This is a genomic window from Paraburkholderia sp. BR10937, from assembly GCF_040965695.1.
Classification (GTDB): domain Bacteria; phylum Pseudomonadota; class Gammaproteobacteria; order Burkholderiales; family Burkholderiaceae; genus Paraburkholderia.
The window spans coordinates 1-23580 of sequence record NZ_JBFRCL010000040.1 but is presented as its reverse complement, the minus strand read 5'-3'; the positions used below and the strand labels follow the sequence as shown (position 1 = coordinate 23580).

Here is a 23580-nt window from a genome sequence, read left to right as displayed (position 1 = left end):
GGCGCGGCGGGCTCCTTCAGTTTCCACCCGCCGCCGGCAACTCCACCTGCCCCTGTTGTGACTGCGACTGGGGCGCCTCACCCGCCTTCTGCTGCTGAAGCGCCCACATCTGCGCATAGTGTCCGCCCGCGTGCAGCAATTGCGCATGCGTGCCGCGCTCGACGATGCGCCCATGATCCATCACGATGATCTGCTGTGCGTGCACGACGGTCGAGAGCCGGTGCGCGATCACGAGCGTCGTGCGCTCGCGCGCGATCTGGTCGAGTTCGTGCTGGATGGCGCGCTCCGAGCGCGAATCGAGCGCTGACGTCGCCTCGTCGAACAGCAGGATCGGCGGATTCTTGAGCAGCGTGCGCGCGATCGCCACACGCTGCTTCTCGCCGCCCGAAAGCTTGAGGCCGCGCTCGCCCACGGGCGTGTCGTAGCCCTTGGGCAGGCTCTCGATGAACGCATGAATGTGCGCCGCGCGCGCCGCCGCGATCACTTCCTCGCGGGTCGCCGTGGGCCGGCCATAGGCGATGTTGTAGTAGATCGAGTCGTTGAACAGCACCGTGTCCTGCGGCACGATGCCGATCGAGGCGCGCAACGAATCCTGCGTGACGTCGCGGATATCCTGGCCGTCAATCGTAATGGCGCCGCCGCTTTTGCCAGGATCGGTGCGATCGAGATCGTAGAAGCGGAACAGAAGCCGCGCGAGCGTGGACTTGCCCGAGCCGCTATGCCCCACCACGGCTGTGGTCGTGCCCGCCGCAATCGTGAAGCTCAGGTCGTGCAGAATCTGACGCGACGGCTCATACGCGAAGTTCACGTGCGCAAAGCGCACCTCGCCGCCGCGCACCGCAAGCGCCTGCGCGCCGGGCACGTCGGCCACTTCGCGCTCGACGGTGAGCAGCGTGAACATGCGGTCCATGTCGGTGAGGCTTTGCTTGAGCTCCCGATACACCACGCCGAGAAAATTCAGCGGAATGTAGAGCTGCAGCATGAAGGTGTTGATGAGCACGAGGTCGCCGAGCGTGAGCCGCCCCGCCATCACGCCCTGGGTGGCGCGCCAGAGGATGAACACGAGCCCGGTGCCGATGATCGCCTGCTGCCCGAAGTTGAGCGCGGAAAGCGAGTGCTGCGACTTGATCGCGGCCTGCCGGTAGCGGTGCAGGTTCTCGTCGTAGCGCTTCGTCTCCCACTCTTCGTTGCCGAAGTACTTCACGGTCTCATAGTTGATGAGCGAATCGATCGCGCGTGCATTCGCGCGCGAATCGAGCTCGTTCATCGTGCGGCGGAAATGCGTGCGCCACTCCGTCACCTTCACCGTGAACAGGATGTAGGCCACGAGCGCGATGAGCGTGACGATCGCGTAGTACGCCTCGTACTTCACCACGAAGAAGCCGAGCACGAGGCCCACTTCCACGAGCGTCGGCAGGATGCTGTAGAGCGAGTACGAAATGAGCTGCGTAATGCCGCGCGTACCGCGCTCGATATCGCGCGACATGCCGCCCGTCTGCCGTTCAAGATGAAAGCGCAGCGAGAGCGCATGCAGATGGCGGAACACTTTGAGCGCGAGCTGACGCACGGCGCTCTCGGTCACCTTCGAAAAGAGGATTTCGCGCAGTTCGGTGAACAGCGACGTCGACAGACGCACGATGGCGTATGCCACCACGAGCAGTCCGATGCCGCCCGCGAGCACGATGCCGGGTGCGTGCTCCGCACGGCCGAGCGCCGTGAGATGACGTACCGAGGCGAGACCGTCGACGATGTGCTTCATCACGATCGGCACGCCGAGGTTGGCCACCTTCGCGCCGATCAGGCAGGTGAGCGCGAACGCCACGCGCCATTTGTAGGCCGTGAGGTAAGGCAGCAGCGAAACGATCGTCTGCCAGTCGTTGCGCGGCCCGGTGGCGGGCAGCGCGGGTTCGTTGGAAGCGGGAAAGCGGCGCATGGGACGAGATGCCTGTGCCAGATGGCGCGCCAGGGCCGGTTCGGGGACCGGAAGCTGGCGCGGCGCAAACGGCGCGGCGAGTCAAGTGGGGCTGATGTGAGGTTCCTGGCGACGGGTTTCGCGAAGGTGGAGGGCCCTAATCGACCGCCCGCCGCGCCTTAGGCTTTCCCGTACAATTCCTGATCAACGTATTGTCGCAGAAGGCGGCGCGCGCCGCTGGGCGCCCCAGGCCCGCGCCGCAACGCCCTGCGCCGTTCGATCCCTTTTCATGGAAGCCCGATGACCGACTCCTTCCCGCTCCCCCAAAAATCGCCTGCGCTGCGCGTCGTGCCGCAGCCTTCGGACGCCAACGTTCACGGCGACGTCTTCGGCGGCTGGATCATGGCGCAAGTCGACATTGCCGGCTCGATTCCGGCGAGCCGCCGCGCCAACGGACGCGTCGCGACCGTCGCGGTGAACTCGTTCGTGTTCAAGCAACCGGTGTTCGTGGGTGATCTGCTGAGCTTCTACGCCGACATCGTCAAGACCGGCAACACCTCGGTGACCGTCGAGGTCGAGGTGTACGCGCAGCGCATGCGCCTCCAGGAGGAAGTCGTCAAGGTGACGGAAGCCACGCTCACCTATGTCGCGACCGGCGCGGACCGCCGCCCGCGTCAGCTGCCGCCTATCGAATAAAAGGCAACGCAGCCGCGAACGCCCGGCCGCGGCGCCGGGCTCACCCCGTCCATGCGAGCCCGGGCGCTTCCTCGTAGGTTGCGCTCGCGCGCAACAGTGCCGCGGCCTCGTCGCCGGGTAGCGGCGGCGCGAAGAAGTAGCCTTGCAGCTCGTCGCACGCGCGCTCGCGCAGGAAGGCGAACTGCGCCGAAGTCTCCACCCCTTCCGCGATCACCTGCAACTGCAGCTCGTGCGCCAGCGCGATGATGGCCGCCGTGATCGTTTCGTCGTCGCTGCTCGTGCCGATGTCGGCCACGAACGAGCGGTCGATCTTGAGCCGGTCCACGGGCAGGCGCTTCAGGTAGCTCAGGCTCGAATAGCCGGTGCCGAAGTCGTCGATGGCGATGCCGATGCCCAGCGCGTGCAGCTCGTTCAACATCGACACGGCCTCTTCGGCGTTGCGCATGAGCGTGCTCTCGGTCAGCTCGATTTCGAGCCAGCAGGCTTCGAGGCCGGTTTCCTGCAGCACGTCCTTCACGAGCTGCGCGATGTCGCGCTGGTGGAACGTCTTCGCCGAGAAGTTCACGGACACGCGCACGGGCGGCAGCCCCGCGAGCTGCCACGCACGATTCTGCCGGCAGGCCTCGCGCAGCACCCAGTCGGAAAGCGGGCCGATCAGGCCGCTCTCCTCGGCCACGGGAATGAACTGCGCAGGCGACACGAGCCCCACCTCCGGATCGCGCCAACGCACCAGCGCCTCCATGCCGATGATGCGCCCGCCCTCGATCTCCACCTGCGGCTGGTAGTGCAGCAGGAACTCGCTGTCGCGCAGCGCGCGGCGCAGGCGCCGTTCGAGATTCAGGCGCGCGCCCACATTCGCGTTCATTTCGGGCTCGAAAAACTGGAACGTGTTGCGGCCCATGTCCTTCGCGCGGTACATCGCGACGTCGGCCTTCTTCATGAGCGTTTCGGCGTCGTTGCCGTCCTGCGGGTAGACGCTTGCACCCATGCTGCAGCCCACATACAGCTCGGTGCCGTCGATCCACACGGGCTCCGAGATCAGCGAGCGCGCCCGCTCCATCCAGCCGATCAGCGACTTCTCGTCAATGGTGTCGGTGAGCACGATCACAAACTCGTCGCCGCCATGGCGCGCGACCGTGTCGGCCGTGCGCGTGCAGCGCTGCAGCCGCTCGGCCACCACGCCCAGCAGCCGGTCGCCCACGCTGTGGCCGAGACTGTCGTTGACGTTCTTGAAGCCGTCGAGGTCGATGAACACCACGGCCACGCCCGTGTCGTGCCGCTGCGCCGCGAGCAGTGCGTGCTGGAGACGGTCGCGCAGCAGGTTGCGGTTGGGCAGCAGCGTGAGGCTGTCGTAGTTCGCCTGGTATTCGAGCTGCTCCTGGTAGCGGATCAACTCGGTCACGTCGTTGATGATGCCGATGTGATGCGTGATGCGGCCATCGAGATCGGGCACCGGCGCGATCAGCAACTGGTTCCAGAAGAGCGCGCCGTCCTTGCGGTAGTTGCGCAGCACGGCGCTCACTTCGCGATTGGACAGCAGCGCCTTGCGCACTGCGATGAGGCCGTCCTGATCGCGGTCGTCGCGCTGCAGGAGGCGGCAGTCCTGGCCGATCACCTCGGCCGGATCGAAGCCCGTGATGCGGCGAAACGCCGGATTCGCGTACTCGATCAGATTGCTGCCGCCCGGGCCCGGCGCGGTGATCAGAATGGCGTTCACGCACGCGTCGAGCGCGCGGCTTTGCAGGCGCAGCGCGAGGTCGGCGCGCTTGCTTTCGGTGGTGTCCGAGTACGAGCCGAGCACGCCGATCACGCGGCCATCGCCGTCGAGCAGCGGCAGCTTGCTCGTGAGCGTCGTGCGGTGCAGGCCGTCGATCGTGTGGTTGTCCTCATAGTTGATGCGCGGCAGCCCCGACTCGATCACCTCGCGGTCCTGTTCGCGCATGCCGTCGGCGTAGGCGCGCCACGGCAGGTCGTCGTCGGACTTGCCGATGATCTGCTCGGGATACGCGAGGCCCGCGTCGCGCGCAAAGGTCATGTTGCAGCCGAGATAGCGCGACTGCGCGTCCTTCCAGAAGATGCGCTGCGGGATGTTGTCGATCACCGACTCGAGCATCTGGTTCGAGCGCTGCGCCTCCGCTTCGGCCTTGATCTGCTCGGTCACGTCGTCGGCGAGCACGAACACGGCGTCGCGGCCGAGGAAGGTGAGCGAATGATGCGAGATGTCGGCGCTGATGATCGAGCCGTCGCGGCGGCGATGGTGCCAGATGCCGGCCATCATGCGCACGTTCTGCGTGACCATGTCCGAGCGCGTGAGGTGTTGCTCGAGCCGCGAGACGTCCTCGGCGGGACGGATATCGCGGATCGTCATGGTGAGGAACTCTTCCTCGGTGTAGCCGTACTGCTGGATCGCAGCGGCGTTCACGGCGAGAAAGCGCAGCGTCTCGCGGTCGAACACGTACATCGGCACCGGATGCGCGTCGAACAGGCCCTGAAAGCGCTCGCTGCGCAGGCGCATGCCGCTCACGGCGCGCAGCTTTTCGCGGGCGGCGCTCTCGCGCGCGCCGAACATGTAGATGAGGAGCGTCGCGCCCGCGAGCATCGTCACGATCAGCAGCAACAGCGCGCGGCCGCCCGAGCGCGCCGAGTCGGCGAGCGCCGCGGCGAGCGCCAGGTCCTCCGCGCGCTGCAGCGACGCGAGCTGCCCGTCGAGCTGGTCCACGAGGTTGTCGATGCGGATGTATTCGCCGGCGAGCCACGCGGCCGTGGCGGGCGACGGCGTTGCCGGGTCAGGCAGCGCAGCGGCCGCAGTGATGGGGTTCTGGGCACCGTTCGTGACAGCCGGTGCCACCGTCAGGGTATCCAGCGTCGCGGCGCTCGCCGCCTCATCCGCCGCGGCGTGCAGTGGCAGGATCGTGCCGGTCACGACATGACCGGCCATGCGCGCGTCTGCGGTGTTGCCGGGTTGAGTCGTCTTCGCGGCGCCGGCGTTGCGGGCGAGCGCCTCGCGGCCCCCCCACGGCGCTGCGGGCGAGCGCGCGGCATTCGCGGGCATGGCCGTGCCGAATTCCTGGCTGGCCGCGCCATCAGCCGGCACAACCTGCGCTGCCACGGTCCCGCTCGCCCCCGCCGCCACGGCCGCCTGCCCGCGCTCGTCGGCGACGCGCTGCCCGGCGCGCGCAAGCGTCACGTCGATCTCACTCGCAATCGTGGCGCCCTGCCCCGCCAAGGCGTCGAAGCCGGCTGCGAGGTCGGCGTTGCCGGCCAGCTCCGCGCGCAGGGCGCGGGTGGTTTCGTCGAGCATGGCGGTGCGCGCGGCGTGCGCGGCGGCTGACTCCGGCTGGCCCTGCACGGCGAAACGGCCCAGCGCGCTCACGCCGCTGCCAAGCGCGTCGCGATAGCGGTCGAGGTCGTGACGGATCGTCGCCGCCTGGCTCGCGCGCTGGTCGATCTCGCGCTGACCGTCGATCTGCGTCCAGGCGACAAAAGCGTTCGCGCCAACGGCCGCCGCGACGACAGCCAGATTAATGAGTTGGCGCTTCGAAAAAAGAAGGTTCATGAATGCCGAGCGTCGTTCGCGCCCGCGCCGTGAGCGCGGGATGATGGGTCACGACTGCGCGCGACCGGTCGGCGCCTGACGCGCCAACCCGAAATAACGGCAGGGCCGGCCGGGTCTTGAGGGTCAATGTGGAGAAAGAAGCGGAAAACGACGCGCGGCGGCGCGAGGCTGCCGCGGTCAGCGGGAATCGGGTAGGGATCGGCGATGAATCGTGGCGGGCAGACGCGGCGGGAATCAGCGGCTGGAAATCACCGCGGCACCGCCAGCCCGAACTCGTGCATCGCCGGCGCGAAGTCGTGATTGCTCTCGGGCTTGCGCGCGAGCTTCGCGAGCACGTAGCGCTGGAACGGATCGAGCTGCGCCCAGTCCTCGAGGCCGGGCGCCTGCAGGCTGGCAAGCTCGGACTGCAGCGCAATGCCGCCGGGCACCGCATTCACGTCGCGCCAGGCCGGCGCTTCTTCGGGCGCGAACCATTCGGGTTCGACGTTCGCGTGCGTGCGCATCATCTCGAAGAGCGCGTGGTCGAAATTGGGCTCGATCTGCGTGTCCTCGTCCACGGGGAAACACGCCAGCAGGCGGCGGTCCTCGTAAGGCAGCAGTTGCCATTGCGCGAGCGAAATGCGCAGACCAAAGCGATCCAGGTTGAAGCGCACGCACATCGGGATAAAGGTGAGGTTTTCCGACGAGTCGACCTCGAACCGGAAAAGCAGCGGAGCTTCGTTCAATGCCATGACGGTATCCTCGCGAGGCGGGCATAAGCGCGGGCGGCCCGCTTGAGGTATTTTAGAACCTTCCGCGCGCGGCGCGGCCCCGCTGTCCCCCGGCGGCGCTGCGGTTCCGCGCCGCACAAGGACTGATGGAGTTTTGCGCTTGCCCCCCTCAACTCGCACCCCAACCCGCACGCCAATGAGCACCGCAGACCGGCCGCAGATCACGACGACGAATCCGGCAACGCATCCCCTCGAAACCGAAGGCCAGCCTGGCGTCATCGAATTGCGCGTGCATCGGCACCGCGGCGGCGCCGTGGAAACACGCGAGGACCACGTGGGCCAGGAATGGCCTGTCGCGCTCGTCTTCAACGGCATTTCGCACGCGGTCATGATGTGCACGCCGCGCGACCTCGAAGCGTTCGCCGTGGGCTTCGCGATCTCCGAAGGCATCGTCGGGCGCAACGCCGATATTCAGGATATCGAGGTCTACTGGCACGAGAATGCGGACCTGCCGCACGCCGAAGTCCACTTGACCGTGGTGCAGCAGGCATTCGTCGAACTCAAGGAAAAGCGCCGCGCGCTCGCCGGGCGCAGCGGCTGCGGCGTGTGCGGCATCGAGAGCATCGACCTGCTCGACCTCGAACCCGAGCAGGTTCCCGATACGGGCTTCATTGCGCGCCTCGCGCCCGACGCCATCGCACGCGCCGCACGCGAGTTGCCGCAGCACCAGGCGCTCACGAAGCTCACAGGCGGGCTGCACGCCGCCGCGTGGTGCGACGAACACGGCGCGATCCTGCGCGCCTTCGAGGACGTGGGCCGCCACAACGCGCTCGACAAACTCATCGGCCAGCTCGTGATGGCGCGCGCCGACACGCAGCAGGGCTTCGTCTTCCTCTCGAGCCGCGCGAGCTACGAACTCGTGCGCAAGGCCGCGCGCGTGGGCATTCCGATGGTCGCGACGATCTCGGCGCCCTCCTCGCTCGCCATCGCCATCGCAAAGCGCGCCGGACTGCGGCTCGTGAGCTTTTGCCGCGAGTCCGGGTACGTCGATTACGAAACGGCCTGAAGCGCCGTTAGCGCTTAATCGAACTGCCGGAAATCCGGCTTGCGCTTCTCCAGAAACGCCGTGAACGCCTCGCGCGCTTCGGGCGCGAGCAGCATCTTGCCGAAGTGCACGAACTCTTCGCTCATGCGCGTCTTGACCTCATGCGTGTCCGCGCGCTTCATGAGCGACTTCGTCACGCGCAGCGACGCCGCCGGGAGCGCCACGAGCTTCGCCAGTTGGCCGCTAACGAACGCGTCGAGTTCGGCGGCCGGCAGCACGCGGTTCACGAAGCCCATGCGATGCGCTTCGGCCGCATCGAAGGTTTCGCCGAGCAGCAGCTTTTCTGCCGCGCCCTGGTGGCCCGCAATGCGCGGCAGCAGCAGCGACGAAGCTGCTTCGGGGCACAGCCCGAGTTGCGCGAACGGCACGGCAAAACGCGCGTTGTCGGCGGCGTAGACCATGTCGCAATGCAGCAGCAGCGTCGTGCCCACGCCGATCGCCGACCCTTTTACCGCGGCGATGAGCGGTTTCTCGAACGCCGCGATGGCGTCGAGAAAGCGGATCACGGGCGAATCGGCGCCCGCGGGCGGCCCCTTCAGAAAGTCTTCGATGTCGTTGCCGGCCGTGAAGATCTCGGCGTGGCCGCGCAGCAGCGCCGCGCGTACCGAGGCGTCCTTGTTCGCGCCGTTGAGCGTGTCGGCCATCGCCTGATACATCGCGGGCGTGAGCGCGTTCTTGCGCGCAGGCCGGTCGATGGTGATCGTGAGCACGCCGTTTTCGTGTCCTACCAAAATTTCGTTGCTCATAAACCTGTCTCCTCGCATCCCAATCGTGATACGAAAAACGGTCCGCAGACCGTGAAGTCTGCGAACCGTGTCGATAACGCCAATGCGTCAGTCGGATGAACGCTTACAGCCGCTCGATGATGCCCGCCGCACCCATGCCGGTGCCGACACACATCGTCACCATGCCGTACTTGTAGTTGCGGCGGCGCAGGCCGTGCACGACCGTCGAGGCGCGGATCGCGCCCGTTGCGCCGAGCGGGTGGCCCAGCGCGATCGCGCCGCCAAGCGGGTTGATCTTCGAAGGATCGAGGCCGAGGTCCTGGATCACCGCCAGCGACTGCGCGGCGAACGCCTCGTTGAGTTCGATCCAGTCGAGATCGTCCTGCTTCAAGCCCGCGGCCTTCAGCGCCGCCGGAATCGCTTCCTTCGGACCGATGCCCATGATCTCCGGCGGCACGCCGCGCACCGCGAAGCTCACGAAACGCGCGAGCGGCGTGAGGTTGAACTGCTTGAGGATCTTCTCGGAGACGACGATCAACGCGCCCGCGCCATCCGAAGTCTGCGAGCTGTTGCCTGCCGTGACCGAGCCCTTGTTCGCGAACACCGCGCGCAGCTTCGCGAGGCCTTCGAGCGTGGTGTCGGCACGCGGGCCCTCGTCGAGTTCGATCAGGCGCTCCTTGACCTTCACTTCGCCCGTGGCGAGATCGGGCGTGCGCTCGATGAGCGTGTACGGCGAGATCTCGTCCTTGAATTCGCCGGCCTGCTGCGCGGCGAGCGCGCGGCGGTGCGATTCGACCGAGAACGCGTCCTGCGCCTCGCGGCTCACCTTCCAGCGCTCCGCCACTTTCTCGGCCGTGAGGCCCATGCCGTAGGCGATGCCGATGTCTTCGTTACGATCGAAGATGTGCGGCGAGAGCGACGGCTTGTTGCCCATCATCGGCACCATGCTCATCGACTCGCAGCCGCCTGCGATCATCGCGTCCGACTCGCCCACGCGGATGCGGTCCGCGGCCATCGCGAGCGCCGTGAGGCCCGATGCGCAGAAGCGGTTGACGGTCACGCCGCCCACGCTCTGCGGCAGCCCCGCGAGCAGCGCGCCGATGCGCGCCACGTTCAGGCCCTGCTCGGCTTCGGGAATCGCGCAGCCGACGATGGCGTCTTCGATCACGCTCGTGTCGAGGCCAGGCACCTGCGCCACGGCCGACTTGATCGCGTGAACCAGCAGCTCGTCCGGGCGGGTGTTCCTGAACACGCCGCGCGGCGCCTTGCCGATGGGCGTGCGGCTCGCGGCGACGATGTATGCGTCCTGCAACTGTTTGCTCATCTCTTACTCCAGTATCTGGTGTGCGTCGTGCCGCTTAGTTGCGCACCGGCTTGCCGGTTTGCAGCATGCCCATGATGCGTTCCTGCGTCTTCTGCGTGCCGAGCAGATCGACGAAGGCGCGGCGCTCGAGCTTGAGCAGCCATTCTTCGTCGACGAGACTGCCCGCCTCGACGTCGCCGCCGCACACCGCTTCCGCGATGCGGCTCGCGATCAGGAAGTCGTGATCGCTGATGAAGCGGCCGTCGCGCATGTTCACGAGCGACGCCTTGATGGTCGAGATCGCCGAGCGGCCCGCCACCGGAATCTGCGTGGCGCGCAGCGGCGGACGGTAGCCCGCTGCGGAGAGTGCGCGCGCTTCCTTCTTCGCCGTATCGAGCAGTTCGAACACGTTGAAGACGATCGTGTCCGAAGGCTTCAGGTAGCCCATTGCGCGGGCTTCGTGCGCCGAGGCCGAAACCTTCGCCATCGCCGCGTTTTCGAACGACTTCTGCAGGAACCGGAGCAGATCGCTCGGTGCCGCGCCGATCGCCTGCGCGGCTTCGGCTGCGCGAATCGCCGCTTCCTTCAGGCCGCCGCCAGCGGGCACGAGACCCACGCCCACTTCCACGAGGCCGACATAGCTCTCGACGTGCGCCACGCGCTTCGCGCTTTGCAGCATGATTTCGCAGCCGCCGCCGAGCGCGATGCCCGACACCGCCGTGATCACCGGCACGTTCGCGTACTTCACGCGCAGCATCGTGTCCTGGAACTTCTTCACGAACGGCTCGATGCCCTTCGCGCCGCCCATCATGAACGCGGGCATCGCCTCTTCGAGGTTCGCGCCTGCCGAGAACGGGCCGCCCGGCGCGCCGAGCTTGAGCGACGTCGGTTGCCAGATCACGAGGCCCTTGTAGCCGTCTTCCGCAATGTCGATCGCCTTCACGAGCGAGTCGAGCAGGCCCGGGCCCATCGTGTTCATCTTGCTCTTGTACGAGACGATGACGACGTCGTCCTCGCCCGCGCGGTCGTCCACCCAGGCGCGCAGGTTGTCGTTCTCGAACAGCGTCTTGCCGTAGGTCTTCGGATCGCGTGCGCTCGTTTCACCGAACAGCGCCGCACGGAACACCTGACGCTCGTACACCGGCAAATTCGAGCGCGGCACGAAGCGCGCCTCGGCGGGCGACCACGAGCCTTCCGCACCGTGCACGCCGCCGTTCGCCGCGACCGGGCCTTCGAACACCCAGGCGGGCAGCGCTGCATTCGAGAGCGCCTTGCCCGCGTCGATGTCTTCCTTCACCCACTCGGCGACCTGCTTCCAGCCCGCGGCCTGCCAGCCTTCGAACGGACCTTCGTTCCAGCCGAAGCCCCAGCGGATCGCGAGATCGACATCGCGCGCGTTGTCCGCGATCGACTGCAGATGCACGCCGATGTAGTGGAACACGTCGCGGAAGATCGACCACAGGAACTGCGCCTGCGGGTGCTGCGTTTCGCGCAGCAGCTTCAGACGCTCGGCGGGCGGACGCTTGAGAATGCGGCCCACCAGTTCGTCGGCCTTGCCGCCGCCGTCGACGTACTCGCCCGTATTGGCGTCGAGCACCTTGATGGCCTTGCCTTCCTTGCGATAGAAGCCGCCGCCCGTCTTCTGGCCGAGCGCGCCCTTCGCCACGAGACCGGCGAGCACAGCCGGCGTCTCATACACAGGGAAGAACGGATCGTCCTTCAGGTTGTCCTGCATCGTCTTGATGACGTGCGCCATCGTGTCGAGGCCCACGACGTCCGCGGTGCGGAACGTCGCCGACTTTGCGCGGCCAAGGCGCGCGCCCGTGAGGTCATCGACTTCGTCGAAACGCAGACCGAACTTCTTCGCCTCGGCGATCACCGCGAGGATCGAGAACACGCCCACGCGGTTCGCGATGAAGTTCGGCGTATCCTTCGCGCGCACCACGCCCTTGCCCACCACGCTCGTGAGGAACGATTCGAGCTGGTCGAGGATTTCGGGCTTCGTCTGCGTCGTCGGGATCAGCTCGACGAGGTGCATGTAGCGCGGCGGGTTGAAGAAGTGCACGCCGCAGAAGCGCGCCTTCAACGCATCGTCGAAGCCATGCGAGAGTTCGGTGATCGACAGGCCCGAGGTATTGGTCGCGAAAATCGCCTTCGGGCCGAGGTGCGGCGCGACCTTCTTGTAGAGGTCGTGCTTCCAGTCCATGCGCTCGGCGATCGCCTCGATCACCACGTCGCATTCCGCGAGCTTCGCGATGTCGTCTTCGTAGTTCGCGGGCGTGATGTATTGCGCGTCGTCCTTCACGCCGAACGGCGCGGGCGAGAGCTTCTTGAGCGTCTCGATCGCCTTCAGCGCGATCGCGTTCTTCGGGCCTTCTTTCGCGGGCAGATCGAACAGCAGCACGGGCACGCGGGCGTTGATCAGGTGCGCGGCGATCTGCGCGCCCATCACGCCGGCGCCGAGCACGGCCACCTTGCGAATATTGAGGTTGCTCACGTTGTTCCTCCAGCGGGTATGCAATGTCGAGCGGATTGAGGTGTGAGGGCGGCGCGCATCGACGTGGGCCGCCTCTGGACATCGTGTTGACTGGGCGCGCCTTTGCAAAGCGCGCGCCCGTTGGCTCTTAGAACAGCGCTTCGTCGACTTCCATCAGCGTCTTCGAACCCGCGCGCGCCTGGCGGATCGACGTGGCCGTTTCGGGCAGCAGCTTCGCGAAGTAGAAACGCGCCGTGGCCAGCTTCGACTTGTAGAACGGATCGCCCGAGCTTTCCTTGTCGAGCGCGATGCGCGCCATGCGGGCCCAGAAGTACGCGAACACGAGGTGGCCCGCCGTGCGCAGGTACGGCACCGCGGCCGCGCCCACTTCGTCCGGGTTCTGCATCGCCTTCATGCCGATTTCCATCGTGAGCTTCTGCATCTTGTCGCCGATGTCGGCGAGCGGATTCACGAACTCCTGCATTTCCGGCTTGATGCCTTCGGCTTCGACGAAATCCGTCACGAGCTTGCCGAACTTCTTGAGCTTCGCGCCCATGTCGCCCAGCACCTTGCGGCCCAGCAGGTCGAGCGACTGGATCGTGTTCGTGCCTTCGTAGATCTGGTTGATACGCGCGTCGCGCACGTACTGCTCCATGCCCCACTCGGAGATGAAGCCGTGGCCGCCGAACACCTGCATGCCGAGGTTGGTGCTCTCGAAGGCGTTGTCGGTGAGGAAGGCCTTGATGATCGGCGTGAGCAGTGCGACGAGATCCGCCGCTTCCTTGCGCTCGCCTTCGTCGCCGTGCGAAAGCTCCTTGTCGATCTGCAGCGCCGACCAGTACGTGAAGGCGCGCGCGCCTTCGGCCCAGGCCTTCTGCGTGAGCAGCATGCGGCGCACGTCCGGATGCACGATGATCGGGTCGGCGGCCTTCTCGGGCGCCTTCGGGCCGGTCAGCGCGCGCATCTGCAGGCGCTCCTTCGCGTACACGAGCGAGTTCTGGTACGCGACTTCGGTGAGGCCGAGACCTTGCATGCCGACGCCCAGACGCGCCGCATTCATCATCACGAACATGGCGTTCAAGCCCTTGTTCGGCTCGCCGACGAGCCAGCCCTTCGCGCCGTCGAGATTCATCACGCAGGTCGCGTTGCCGTGAATGCCCATCTTGTGCTCGATCGAGCCGCACTTGATGCCGTTGCGCTCGCCCACTTCGCCCGCTGCCGTGGGGATGAACTTCGGCACGACGAACAGCGAGATGCCCTTGGTTCCCGGCGGCGCATCAGGCAGGCGCGCGAGCACGAGGTGGATGATGTTCTCGGCCATGTCGTGCTCACCGCTCGAGATGAAGATCTTCGTGCCGGTGATCGCGTACGAGCCGTCGCCGTTCGGCTCGGCCTTGGTGCGCAGGATGCCGAGGTCGGTGCCGCAGTGCGGCTCGGTCAGGCACATCGTGCCGGTCCACACGCCTTCGACGAGCTTCGGCAGATAGGCCTTCTGGAGTTCGGGCGTGCCGTGTGCATGCAGACACTCGTAGGCGCCATGCGAGAGACCCGGGTACATGGTCCACGCCTGGTTCGCCGAGTTCAGCATTTCGTAGAGCGCGTTGTTCACGAACGCGGGCAGGCCCTGGCCGCCGTAGTCGGGATCGCAGCCGAGCGCGGGCCAGCCGGCTTCGACGTATTGCCTGTACGCTTCCTTGAAACCAGCAGGCGTGGTGACGACGCCGTCGCCGGCGTAGGTGCAGCCTTCACGGTCGCCGACCTGGTTCAGCGGAAACAGCACCTCGGAGCAGAATTTGCCGGCTTCTTCGAGCACCTGGTTGATGGTGTCGGCGTCGAGGTCGGCGTGCTTCGGCATCTGCTTCACTTCGCCTTCCACGTTCAGCAGTTCGTGCAGAACGAACTGCATGTCGCGCAGCGGCGCGGTGTACTGTCCCATGTCTTCTCTCCAAAATATGAGCTTCGGGTCCCTCGCGCGCCGCCGCGACTACGATGTTGCGGCCTGGACGCTACTGGGTCTCGCTCTGATACGAAACAATCAGCTTCTCGAACGCGGCCCACGTATGCTCGACCGCGTCCGGCAGATGCAGGAAGCGGCCGTCATGATGCAGGCCGAGCGTCACGCTATACAGTTCGAAGAGCATCAGCGCGGGATCGGTCTCCTTGCGCAAATGGCCTTCTTCGATTGCCTGCGAAATGGCCCTCAGGAGCGCCGCACGCCACATCGACACGCTGGCGACCAGCGTCTCGCGCACCTGGCTGTCCGCGCGGTCGTCGTACTCGACGGCGCCGCTGATGTAGATGCAGCCGGTCGTGACTTCGTGAATGCGCTTCTCGAACCATCGCGACAGCATCGCACGCAGACGCGGCAAACCACGTGGCTCGCGCAAACTCGGAAAGAAGACTTCTTCCTCGAATCGACGGTGGTACTCGCGCACCACCTCGACCTGCAGGTCTTCCCGGGACCCGAAGTGAGCGAAGACGCCACTCTTGCTCATCTGCATGCGCTCGGCGAGCAGGCCGATGGTCAGGCCTTCAAGGCCATCGCGACCTGCGAGGTCGAGTGCTGCATCCAGAATGGCGGCTCGTGTCTGTTCGCCTTTTCGCATAGCTTTCTTTACCGTAACGATGTGGCCGCGATGTCGCTGTCAACTGCTCATTAACTGCTTACATCTCGACCTGAATTAAATCGAACGGCCGTACTATTGTTGAGGACAGCCGTCCGCGAAACAAGGACTTTATTAGAAACCGATTTCTAACCGGTACTCTAATTTTCGGGGTTCGGGCGCCGCGCGCAAGCCGACATTCTCTCGATTGCACGCGCGTGGATTCGTATGGCAGCGTTCTGTTTCTAGTCGTAGCCGCCCACGGTGATGAGTTTCATGAGCCCACGATAGAATGCCCATGCGAGCCAGTTCACGGCGCGCACGTGCCACGGGCGCGCCTCGTAACGCGCGCGGTCGATCTGCGCGGCGTCGCCGAACGCGGCGAGGATCTCGCCGCGCAGCTGTTCGATCTGCGGATGCTGCACGAGCAGCACGTTGGCCTCGTTGTTGAGCACGAGGCTGAGCGCATCGAGGTTCGAAGAACCTACGGTGCCCCAGCTCGAGTCGACGACGGCCACCTTGCCGTGGAGCATCGTTTTCTCGTACTCGGCAATCTGCACGCCCGCGCTCAGGAGCTGGTGATAGAGGAATGGCACCCCGTAGTCGAGCACCTTGAATTCCTTTCGTCCGACCAGAAGCTTGACCGCCACGCCGCGCTCCGCGGCGCTCACGAGCGCGCGACGCAGCCGCCGGCCCGGCATGAAGTACGGATTGGCGAGCAGCACTTCCTTGCGCGCCTCGCCGATGGCGTCGAGATAAGCCTTTTCGATCGCGCGCCGGTTCACCACGTTGTCGCGCGCGACGAACGCCACGCAGGGCACCTGCGCCGCGCGCGGATCGCGCACGCTCGCGCGCAGGCGCTCGCGCAGACGCGTGAAGAAGCGCTTCGCGCGCGACGAGCGCACGGTGGGCGCAAGCGCGCGCAGCGCGTCGTCGACGATCTGCGCGGGGCGCCCCACCGTGTGGCCGGTGGGATGCGGCGACATGAAGCCCGCGCTCGCGGGCACGCCGGGTGAGACCTGCTGGGGCAGCGGCGGCCGGTAGCCGAGCCGGATACGCCGCCACTGCTGCTCGATCGCGAGTCGCACGTCCACGACCACGGGGCCAGACAGCTCGACGGCGAAATCCCAGCGCGCATACGGCAGCCGGTGGCCGTCCTGCTCGAAATCGTCGATCACGTTGATGCCGCCGCAAAAGGCGAACTGGTCGTCGATCACGGCGAGCTTGCGGTGCGTGCGCGAAAAGCCGAAGCGCCCGAAGATGTGCGGGTTGTAGACGCGGTGTTCCACCCCCGCGCCCGGCCAGGTCTCGAACAGCGCGATGCGCGGCGAGCCGATGCCGTCGGTGATGACGCGCACGCGCACGCCGCGCGCCGCCGCGCGCATGAGCGCGTCGGAGAGCGCGCGGCCGATGTCGTCGTCGCAGAAGATATAGGTTTCGAGCGCGACGTCGCGCTCGGCGGCGTCGATGCGTTCGATCATCGCGCCGAACAGACCGGTGCTCGAGCCGAACAGGCGCACGTCGTTGCCGCTCGTGAAGCGATAGCGCGAACGATAGCGCCGGCCAAGCAGCGCCTCGCGCAGCCTCACCACGCGCTGCGATTCAATGCCGGGATCGGTACTGGTTTCGCTCATGTTGCGCTCACCCGCGTCCCTCGAGTCCTTCACGTAGCCGCATGGGCAGTTGCAGAATGGCCTCGCGGTTCGACCACGAGAAGCACTTCGCCGCCGCCTGCTCGTAAGGCAGCCACACATAAGCCGTATGCTCGCGCGGCGCGAGCGTGACGACTGTGTCCGTGGGCACTTCCAGGCTGAACCAGTGCTCGGTGTTGCGCGTGACGCCGGGCGCGTAGCGATGGCGCCACACGGGATAGATTTCGTACTCGATCTCGTGGTGCCAGTCGAGCAGCGCCGCCTGCGGAACGTCCTGCCCACCGACAGCAATCCCCGTCTCCTCGCCCACTTCGCGCACGGCGGTTTCGGCGAACGGCTCGTCGAGGCGATCTTTCGAGCCGGTGACCGACTGCCAGAAACCCGGCCGGTCGGCGCGTTCGATGATCAGAACCTCCAGTTGCGGCGTATGGATGACGACGAGTACGGATTCCGGAATCTTCGGCGGCTTCTGCATGGCGATGGAGCGTGGGGAGGAACGCGCGCTGCGCGCTCGCGGCGCGTCTAAAGGTAATTTAACGCAAAAAGCAAAAAAGGCGCACGATGCGCCTTTTTTGTTGTTGCGATGCAAAAGCCCTGACGGGCCCTCGCAGCAGGAGTGCAGCTTACTGCGCCGTCTTCTGCTCGGGCTGACGCAGACGGATGTGCAGCTCGCGCAGCTGGCGCTCGTCCACCGGGCTCGGGGCCTGCGTGAGCAGATCCTGCGCGCGTTGCGTCTTCGGGAACGCGATCACGTCGCGAATCGAATCGGCGCCGGCCATCATCGTGACGATGCGGTCCAGACCGAACGCGATACCGCCGTGCGGCGGAGCGCCGTATTGCAGCGCGTCGAGCAGGAAGCCGAACTTCGCGCGCGCTTCTTCCGCATTGATCTTGAGCGCGCGGAACACCTTGCTCTGCACGTCTTCCTGATAGATACGCACCGAGCCGCCGCCGATTTCCCAGCCGTTCAGCACCATGTCGTAAGCCTTGGCGAGGCAGCGGCCCGGATCCGTTTCGAGGTATTCCAGGTGCTCGTCCTTCGGGCTCGTGAACGGGTGGTGCGCGGCCACGTAGCGGTTTTCTTCCTCGTCGTACTCGAACATCGGGAAGTCGATCACCCACAGCGGCTTCCAGCCCTTCTCGACGAGGCCGTTCGTCTTGCCGAACTCCGAGTGGCCGATCTTCAGGCGCAGTGCGCCGAGGCTGTCGTTCACGACCTTCGCGCGGTCTGCCGCGAAGAAGATGATGTCGCCGTCCTGCGCGCCGGTGCGCTCGAGGATCGCGGTGATTGCGGCGTCGTGCAGGTTCTTGACGATCGGGCTTTGCAGACCGTCACGGCCCTTCGCGGCTTCGTTGACCTTGATCCACGCGAGACCCTTCGCGCCATAGATGCGCACGAATTCCGTGTAGCCGTCGATGTCGCCGCGCGACAGCTCGCCGCCCTTCGGCACGCGCAGCGCCGCGACACGGCCGTCCTTCGTGTTGGCCGGTGCGCTGAACACCTTGAAGTCGACGTCCTTCATGGCGTCGGTCAGCTCGGTGAATTCGAGCTTCACGCGCAGGTCCGGCTTGTCCGAACCAAAGCGGCTCATGGCTTCGGCGTATGGCATGATCGGGAACTTCGCGTCGAGCTCGACATCGATCGTTTCCTTGAACACGTGACGCGCCATGTCTTCGAACAGGTCGCGAATTTCCTGCTCGCCGAGGAACGACGTTTCGCAGTCGATCTGCGTGAATTCGGGCTGACGGTCGGCGCGCAGGTCTTCGTCGCGGAAGCACTTGACGATCTGGTAGTAGCGATCGAAGTTCGCCACCATCAGGAGCTGCTTGAAGAGCTGCGGCGACTGCGGCAGCGCGAAGAACTGGCCCGCGTTCACGCGCGACGGCACGAGATAGTCACGCGCGCCTTCCGGCGTGCTCTTCGTGAGCATCGGCGTTTCGATGTCGATGAAGCCGAGCGCGTCGAGATACTTGCGCACGGCCATCGTCACGCGGTAGCGCAGACGCAGGTTGTGCTGCATCTGCGGACGGCGCAGGTCGAGCACGCGATGCGTGAGGCGCGTGGTTTCCGAGAGGTTGTCGTCGTCGAGCTGGAACGGCGGCGTGACCGACGCGTTGAGCACCACGATTTCGTGGCACAGCACTTCGATCTTGCCGCTCGTGAGGTTCGCGTTGACCGTGCCTTCCGGACGATTGCGAACGAGACCCTTGACCTGCACGCAGAACTCGTTGCGCACGCCTTCGGCGATCTTGAACATTTCCGCGCGGTCCGGATCGCAGACGACCTGAACGAGGCCCTCGCGGTCGCGCAGGTCGATGAAGATGACGCCGCCATGGTCGCGGCGGCGCTGCACCCATCCGCACAGCGAAACAGTTTGGCCCAGCAGCTGTTCGGTCACCAGACCGCAGTATTCAGATCTCATCGACATGATGTTCGTCTTTCGTTATGCATGAATGAACGGGAGCGGCGCGCGGCTGCGCGTCGTCCGGTATTAAAGCGGAGGATCGATGGGGCGGCGTGGTGAGGTTGCCGGCGCGACCACGCCCATCGAAACAATATACTTGAGCGCGGCGTCGACGGTCATGTCCAGCTCGACCACCTCGCTCTTTGGCACCATCAGGAAAAAGCCCGACGTCGGATTCGGCGTAGTCGGGACATAGACGCTCACGTGATCTTCCTGCAGGTGGTTGACCACGTCGCCGCCGGGAATGCCGGTGAGAAACGCGATCGTCCACGAACCCTTGCGCGGGTATTCGATCAGGAGCGCTTTGCGAAATGCATTGCCGTTGCTCGAAAGCAGTGTATCGGAAACCTGCTGGATGCTGCCGTACAGCGGTCCGATGATCGGAATGCGGCGCACCAGCGCGTTCCACCACTCCACCAGCTTCTGCCCGATGAAGTTGTGCGTGAGCAGACCGACCCCGAAGATGAACGCGAGCGTCAGCACCGCGCCGAGTCCCGGCAGGCGCACGCCGAACATGCGCTCCGGCCGCCACGATTCAGGCAGCAGCAGCAGCGTCTGATCCATCGTACCGATGACGAGGTTCAGCACCCACAGCGTGATGGCCAACGGCACCAGCACCAGCAGGCCGGTCAGGAATACCGATTTGAACGTCGCTTTCTTGATCGTCATGTACACCGCCATGCGGGCCGCGCGCGGCAAACGGGCTGCCGGCGCGGCTTCGGCGCGGCGCGTGTCCCCGGGAATGCAGGGATCGCGCCGCAGGTTTTTCAGGTCGAGGCTGCCGGACCAGGCGTGCTCGCTGGGCTGCTCGCGGCGGGCGCGGCTGCGCCCGCATCGCTGGAAGCGCTCGCGGCGGCCTCGCCGGCCGGCTTGCTGCCCTCCGCCGACGCGTTTTCGCCAGCCGCCTTCGCGCCACTTGGCGCTGCGCTATTGCCGCCGCGGAAATCGGTGACGTACCAGCCCGAACCCTTCAGCTGGAAGCCCGCTGCGGTGACCTGCTTGCGAAACGTGTCCGCGCCGCAGCTCGGGCACTGCGTCAGGGGCGCATCGCTCATCTTTTGGAGCACGTCCTTGTCGAAGCCGCACGACTCGCAGCGATAAGCGTAGATCGGCATGATCTCTATCCTGATGAAAATCTGATAATTGCTTGCAAAGCCTTGAATTATAGCCGCAAACCAGGATCGCCCCTGGCATTTACCGGGGTTGGGTGTCCGGCGGGGAGGGTCGGAGGGTTGCGGCCGCCTCAATACAGATGAGGGCAGGTTGCGCGCACATCAAGAGCGCGCGGCCATGGAAGGCGGCAAGCGCACGGCGTGAGCGCGTCGGACCGCTCAAACGTGCGACGGCGCGACGTCGTTGCGGCGCCACACGAGCCAGCGCTCGCGCCCGACGAACACGGGCAGCGAGTCGGCCACGGGCTGATCGTCGGCCAGCGTGAAGTACGGCGTGAGCAAGGCGTCGAGTTCGTCGCGCGCGATGGCGAACGGCGGCCCCTTGGGCGTCTCGCCGATGAAGAAGTAGCCCGCGAGCAACGCGCCGGGCTGCAACAGCTGGGCCATGCGGGTGGCGTAGCTCGCGCGCTGCGCTTTGGGCAGCGCGCACAGGAAGGCGCGCTCGAATACCCAGGCCGGCGTGAACGGCGGCGTGTAGGCGTAGAAGTCCGCCTCCTCGACGACACCGGCGTACTGCCCCAGCGCCGCGCGCGCGCTCGCGACCGCGGCCGGCGCGAAGTCGATGGCGCGCACCGTGCGGCCGCGCTCGGCGAGCCAGCGGGCCTCCCAGGCGTTGCCGCAGCCCGGAATCAGCACCGCGGCCTCGGGGTGCGCCGCGGCGAAAGCTTCGAACTGGCGCTGCACGCCCGCCTGATCCCACGGCGTGAAGCCGCGCTCGAAGCGCTCATCCCAGAACGAGGGCGACGCCGGGTCGCGGGTTTCGAACTCGGGCACGTCGCCCGGTTGCGGCGGCAGGGTCGGGTCGCTCATCGTCTCACTCCTTGTTCTCGTGGTCCGTCAGCCGCCGTAGGCAAACGCGAGCCACGCGCGCGCCGCCACCATGCCCACGCCCACAGCCACGCCGAACACGAGCAGGCCCTGCAGCAGCCGGTTCGTGCGGCGTTGCTCGGCGAGCATCGCGCGGATCGTCTCGTCGTTCGCGAAGCCGCCCGGCTCCTGGCGATGCAGCAGCACCTGATGCACGAGGCGCGGCAATTGCGGCAGCGTCTTGCTCCATTGCGGCGCTTCGATCTTGAAGCGCTCGTACCAGCCGCGCAGGCCGATCTGCTCGGTCATCCAGCGCTCGAGATACGGCTTCGCCGTTTTCCAGAGATCGAGCTCCGGATCGAGCGAGCGCCCGAGGCCCTCGACGTTGAGCATGGTCTTTTGCAGCAGCACGAGCTGCGGCTGGATTTCCACGTTGAAGCGCCGCGAGGTCTGGAACAGGCGCAGCAGCACCTGGCCGAGCGAAATGTCCTTCAACGCCCGGTCGAAATACGGTTCGCACACGGCGCGAATCGCGCTTTCCAGCTCTTCCACGCGCGTATTGGGCGGCACCCAACCCGACTCGATATGCAGCGTCGCCACGCGGTGATAGTCGCGCTTGAAGAACGCGAGAAAGTTCTGCGCGAGGTAGTTCTTGTCGAAGTCCGACAGCGCGCCGACGATGCCGAAATCGAGCGCGATATAGCGGCCGAAATGCACGGGATCGAGACTCACCTGAATGTTGCCGGGGTGCATGTCGGCGTGAAAGAAGCCGTCGCGGAACACCTGCGTGAAGAAGATCTCCACGCCCTCGCGCGCGAGCTTCGGAATGTCCACGCCCGCCGCCCGCAGCTTGTCCACCTGGCTGATCGGCACGCCGACCATGCGCTCCATCACGAGCACGTTGGCCGTGCTGAATTCCCAGTACATTTCCGGCACGAGCAGCAAGTCGAGGCCCGCGAAATTGCGGCGCAGCTGGCTGCCGTTGGCGGCCTCGCGCATGAGGTCGAGTTCGTCGTGCAGGTACTTGTCGAACTCGGCCACCACTTCGCGCGGCTTCAGGCGCTTGCCGTCGGCCCACAGGCGCTCGGCCCACACGGCGATGTCGCGCAGCAGCGCGAGGTCGGAATCGATGACCGGACGCATGTTCGGCCGCAGCACCTTCACGGCCACCGGCTTGCCCGCGTGCTGGCCCGACTTCACCTTGGCGAAGTGCACCTGGGCAATCGACGCACTCGCCACCGGCACGCGCTCGAACTCGTCGAAGATCGTGTCGACCGGTGCGCCCAGCGACTTCTCGATCAGGCCGATCGCCACGTTCGAATCGAACGGCGGCACCTGGTCCTGCAGCTTCGCCAGTTCGTTGGCGATATCGGGCGGCAGGAGATCGCGGCGCGTGGAGAGCACCTGGCCGAACTTCACGAAGATCGGGCCGAGGCTTTCCAGCGCGAGACGCAGGCGCAAGCCGGGCGGGTCGTCGAAGCGACGGCCGATCGTGGTGATGCGCAGGAGCAGCGCGACACGCCGGTCGTTGATCCGGCTCAACATCATCTCGTCCAGGCCGAAGCGGATGACGGTGAAGAAAATCTTGAGGAAACGCAGAAAACGCATGTCTGGGGGGCCTGTTGACTAGCGCGAACCGCGCGGCGCAGCGCTTTGGCTCCCGCCGCCGGCCGGTGATTTTTGTTCGAGCCGCTCGATGCGCTTTTCCACGCGCGCCAGCGCATCGCGTGCGCGCGACAGTTCTTCATTGAAGCCGTCGAGCTCGGCGCGCCGCACGAGCTGCGGATTTTCATCGAGCAGATATTCCGTGACCGAGCCGAGCACGTTGCGCCCGGTGCGCAGGGCCTGCTCGCTCGCGGCGCGCGCGAGCGTGGCGATGCGTGAAGCCGGCGCGTCGCCGATCAGCTTCGCGAGGTCCTCTTCGGGCTCCCAGCGCAGATGCTCGGCGAGCTTGCCGATGACCTGCGCAAACTCGGCATCGCCCTCGATCTTCACGTGCTTCATCACGGCCGCCTGGCCGCCCTGCATGAATGACGAGAGCGCGCCTGCGGGCAGCGACAGCGTCACATCGACGTCGCCTGCATCGTGGTCCTCGACCGCGCCCAGATAGCCGTCCGGCTGCACGAGCAGCGTGAGCACGACGGGCGGACAGATGAGACGGGCCGTCTTGCCGGCATAGGGGGCGAGACGCTCGCGTGCCCACGTTTCGCGGGCGAGCAGGTGATTGACGGCAGCAGCGAAGGGCTTGGCGGCAAGAGTCATCGGCATGGAATAAGAAAACCCGCACGGGCACAAGCCCGGGCGGGTTCCTATTGTAACGTTCGAGCCACAGGATCGCGCCGCCGCCCTGCCCTGTGCCATGCGGTGCGGCGCGATCCTGTGGCTCGAACGTTACAAT

At 66.0% G+C, this 23580-nt stretch carries 17 protein-coding genes and 1 pseudogene; 2 read left to right on the top strand and 16 right to left on the bottom strand.

Going from position 1 to position 23580, the window contains the following annotated elements:
- Window positions 1-16: 16 nt before the first annotated feature.
- On the bottom strand, window positions 17-1933 hold the full coding sequence (locus AB4Y44_RS28255; RefSeq protein WP_368701456.1) for an ABC transporter ATP-binding protein/permease: 1917 nt from the start codon (window positions 1931-1933) through the stop codon (window positions 17-19).
- 279 nt (window positions 1934-2212) lie between these two features.
- Between AB4Y44_RS28255 and AB4Y44_RS28250 the strand changes: the two genes are divergently transcribed.
- Window positions 2213-2608 (top strand): acyl-CoA thioesterase, encoded by a 396-nt coding sequence (locus AB4Y44_RS28250; RefSeq protein WP_028206008.1) that lies wholly within the window; start codon window positions 2213-2215, stop codon window positions 2606-2608.
- Window positions 2609-2648: 40 nt separating this feature from the next.
- Here AB4Y44_RS28250 and AB4Y44_RS28245 read toward each other — a convergent pair whose 3' ends face one another.
- A complete protein-coding gene (locus tag AB4Y44_RS28245) occupies window positions 2649-6164 on the bottom strand; it encodes an EAL domain-containing protein (protein ID WP_368701455.1) in 3516 nt (1171 codons plus the stop codon).
- 248 nt (window positions 6165-6412) lie between these two features.
- Window positions 6413-6895, bottom strand: coding sequence for a nitrate reductase associated protein (locus AB4Y44_RS28240; RefSeq protein ID WP_342921235.1), 483 nt, complete (start codon window positions 6893-6895; stop codon window positions 6413-6415).
- Between the two features lie 175 nt (window positions 6896-7070).
- On the opposite strand from AB4Y44_RS28240, the gene fdhD reads away from it, so the two are divergent.
- Window positions 7071-7940, top strand: coding sequence for a formate dehydrogenase accessory sulfurtransferase FdhD (gene fdhD / locus AB4Y44_RS28235; protein ID WP_368701454.1), 870 nt, complete (start codon window positions 7071-7073; stop codon window positions 7938-7940).
- Window positions 7941-7954: 14 nt separating this feature from the next.
- Here fdhD and AB4Y44_RS28230 read toward each other — a convergent pair whose 3' ends face one another.
- The 13 genes and pseudogenes from AB4Y44_RS28230 to AB4Y44_RS28170 all read right to left on the bottom strand — a co-directional run bounded on the left by AB4Y44_RS28230 (window position 7955) and on the right by AB4Y44_RS28170 (window position 23444).
- A complete protein-coding gene (locus AB4Y44_RS28230; protein ID WP_368701453.1) occupies window positions 7955-8725 on the bottom strand; it encodes an enoyl-CoA hydratase in 771 nt (256 codons plus the stop codon).
- Between the two features lie 103 nt (window positions 8726-8828).
- A complete protein-coding gene (locus AB4Y44_RS28225; protein WP_368701452.1) occupies window positions 8829-10028 on the bottom strand; it encodes an acetyl-CoA C-acyltransferase in 1200 nt (399 codons plus the stop codon).
- Window positions 10029-10062: 34 nt separating this feature from the next.
- Window positions 10063-12504 (bottom strand): 3-hydroxyacyl-CoA dehydrogenase/enoyl-CoA hydratase family protein, encoded by a 2442-nt coding sequence (locus tag AB4Y44_RS28220; protein WP_368701451.1) that lies wholly within the window; start codon window positions 12502-12504, stop codon window positions 10063-10065.
- Between the two features lie 127 nt (window positions 12505-12631).
- A complete protein-coding gene (locus AB4Y44_RS28215) occupies window positions 12632-14419 on the bottom strand; it encodes an acyl-CoA dehydrogenase C-terminal domain-containing protein (protein ID WP_368701450.1) in 1788 nt (595 codons plus the stop codon).
- A 70-nt stretch (window positions 14420-14489) separates the two neighbouring features.
- Window positions 14490-15089, bottom strand: a complete 600-nt coding sequence (locus AB4Y44_RS28210; protein ID WP_028206015.1) for a TetR/AcrR family transcriptional regulator — start codon at window positions 15087-15089, stop codon at window positions 14490-14492.
- A 242-nt stretch (window positions 15090-15331) separates the two neighbouring features.
- Window positions 15332-16624: pseudogene (locus AB4Y44_RS28205) on the bottom strand (phosphatidylserine/phosphatidylglycerophosphate/cardiolipin synthase family protein); the annotation flags it as partial.
- Between the two features lie 103 nt (window positions 16625-16727).
- Window positions 16728-17213, bottom strand: coding sequence for a dihydroneopterin triphosphate diphosphatase (gene nudB / locus AB4Y44_RS28200; protein WP_368701449.1), 486 nt, complete (start codon window positions 17211-17213; stop codon window positions 16728-16730).
- A 148-nt stretch (window positions 17214-17361) separates the two neighbouring features.
- Window positions 17362-19167 carry an aspartate--tRNA ligase gene (aspS, locus tag AB4Y44_RS28195; protein ID WP_342921242.1) on the bottom strand — a complete coding sequence of 602 codons (1806 nt, stop codon included), beginning with the start codon at window positions 19165-19167 and terminating at the stop codon, window positions 17362-17364.
- A gap of 63 nt (window positions 19168-19230) precedes the next feature.
- On the bottom strand, window positions 19231-19872 hold the full coding sequence (locus AB4Y44_RS28190; protein WP_042266455.1) for a DUF502 domain-containing protein: 642 nt from the start codon (window positions 19870-19872) through the stop codon (window positions 19231-19233).
- 98 nt (window positions 19873-19970) lie between these two features.
- Window positions 19971-20318 carry an FmdB family zinc ribbon protein gene (locus AB4Y44_RS28185; RefSeq protein WP_368701448.1) on the bottom strand — a complete coding sequence of 116 codons (348 nt, stop codon included), beginning with the start codon at window positions 20316-20318 and terminating at the stop codon, window positions 19971-19973.
- 216 nt (window positions 20319-20534) lie between these two features.
- Window positions 20535-21185 (bottom strand): methyltransferase domain-containing protein, encoded by a 651-nt coding sequence (locus AB4Y44_RS28180; protein WP_342921244.1) that lies wholly within the window; start codon window positions 21183-21185, stop codon window positions 20535-20537.
- Window positions 21186-21212: 27 nt separating this feature from the next.
- Window positions 21213-22790, bottom strand: coding sequence for a ubiquinone biosynthesis regulatory protein kinase UbiB (gene ubiB, locus AB4Y44_RS28175; protein ID WP_368701447.1), 1578 nt, complete (start codon window positions 22788-22790; stop codon window positions 21213-21215).
- A gap of 18 nt (window positions 22791-22808) precedes the next feature.
- On the bottom strand, window positions 22809-23444 hold the full coding sequence (locus AB4Y44_RS28170) for an SCP2 sterol-binding domain-containing protein (RefSeq protein WP_342921259.1): 636 nt from the start codon (window positions 23442-23444) through the stop codon (window positions 22809-22811).
- Window positions 23445-23580: the final 136 nt, after the last annotated feature.

What these genes read in the sequence shown, in the direction of transcription:
- AB4Y44_RS28250 (WP_028206008.1), top strand. Translation starts at nt 2,213, where the DNA reads ATGACCGACTCCTTCCCGCTCCCCCAAAAATCGCCTGCGCTGCGCGTC.
- AB4Y44_RS28180 (WP_342921244.1), bottom strand. Translation starts at nt 21,185, where the DNA reads ATGAGCGACCCGACCCTGCCGCCGCAACCGGGCGACGTGCCCGAGTTC.
- AB4Y44_RS28225 (WP_368701452.1), bottom strand. Translation starts at nt 10,028, where the DNA reads ATGAGCAAACAGTTGCAGGACGCATACATCGTCGCCGCGAGCCGCACG.
- AB4Y44_RS28210 (WP_028206015.1), bottom strand. Translation starts at nt 15,089, where the DNA reads ATGCGAAAAGGCGAACAGACACGAGCCGCCATTCTGGATGCAGCACTC.
- AB4Y44_RS28185 (WP_368701448.1), bottom strand. Translation starts at nt 20,318, where the DNA reads ATGCCGATCTACGCTTATCGCTGCGAGTCGTGCGGCTTCGACAAGGAC.
- AB4Y44_RS28230 (WP_368701453.1), bottom strand. Translation starts at nt 8,725, where the DNA reads ATGAGCAACGAAATTTTGGTAGGACACGAAAACGGCGTGCTCACGATC.
- AB4Y44_RS28255 (WP_368701456.1), bottom strand. Translation starts at nt 1,933, where the DNA reads ATGCGCCGCTTTCCCGCTTCCAACGAACCCGCGCTGCCCGCCACCGGG.
- AB4Y44_RS28190 (WP_042266455.1), bottom strand. Translation starts at nt 19,872, where the DNA reads ATGACGATCAAGAAAGCGACGTTCAAATCGGTATTCCTGACCGGCCTG.
- AB4Y44_RS28215 (WP_368701450.1), bottom strand. Translation starts at nt 14,419, where the DNA reads ATGGGACAGTACACCGCGCCGCTGCGCGACATGCAGTTCGTTCTGCAC.
- fdhD (WP_368701454.1), top strand. Translation starts at nt 7,071, where the DNA reads ATGAGCACCGCAGACCGGCCGCAGATCACGACGACGAATCCGGCAACG.
- AB4Y44_RS28240 (WP_342921235.1), bottom strand. Translation starts at nt 6,895, where the DNA reads ATGGCATTGAACGAAGCTCCGCTGCTTTTCCGGTTCGAGGTCGACTCG.
- ubiB (WP_368701447.1), bottom strand. Translation starts at nt 22,790, where the DNA reads ATGCGTTTTCTGCGTTTCCTCAAGATTTTCTTCACCGTCATCCGCTTC.
- AB4Y44_RS28170 (WP_342921259.1), bottom strand. Translation starts at nt 23,444, where the DNA reads ATGACTCTTGCCGCCAAGCCCTTCGCTGCTGCCGTCAATCACCTGCTC.
- AB4Y44_RS28245 (WP_368701455.1), bottom strand. Translation starts at nt 6,164, where the DNA reads ATGAACCTTCTTTTTTCGAAGCGCCAACTCATTAATCTGGCTGTCGTC.
- nudB (WP_368701449.1), bottom strand. Translation starts at nt 17,213, where the DNA reads ATGCAGAAGCCGCCGAAGATTCCGGAATCCGTACTCGTCGTCATCCAT.
- aspS (WP_342921242.1), bottom strand. Translation starts at nt 19,167, where the DNA reads ATGTCGATGAGATCTGAATACTGCGGTCTGGTGACCGAACAGCTGCTG.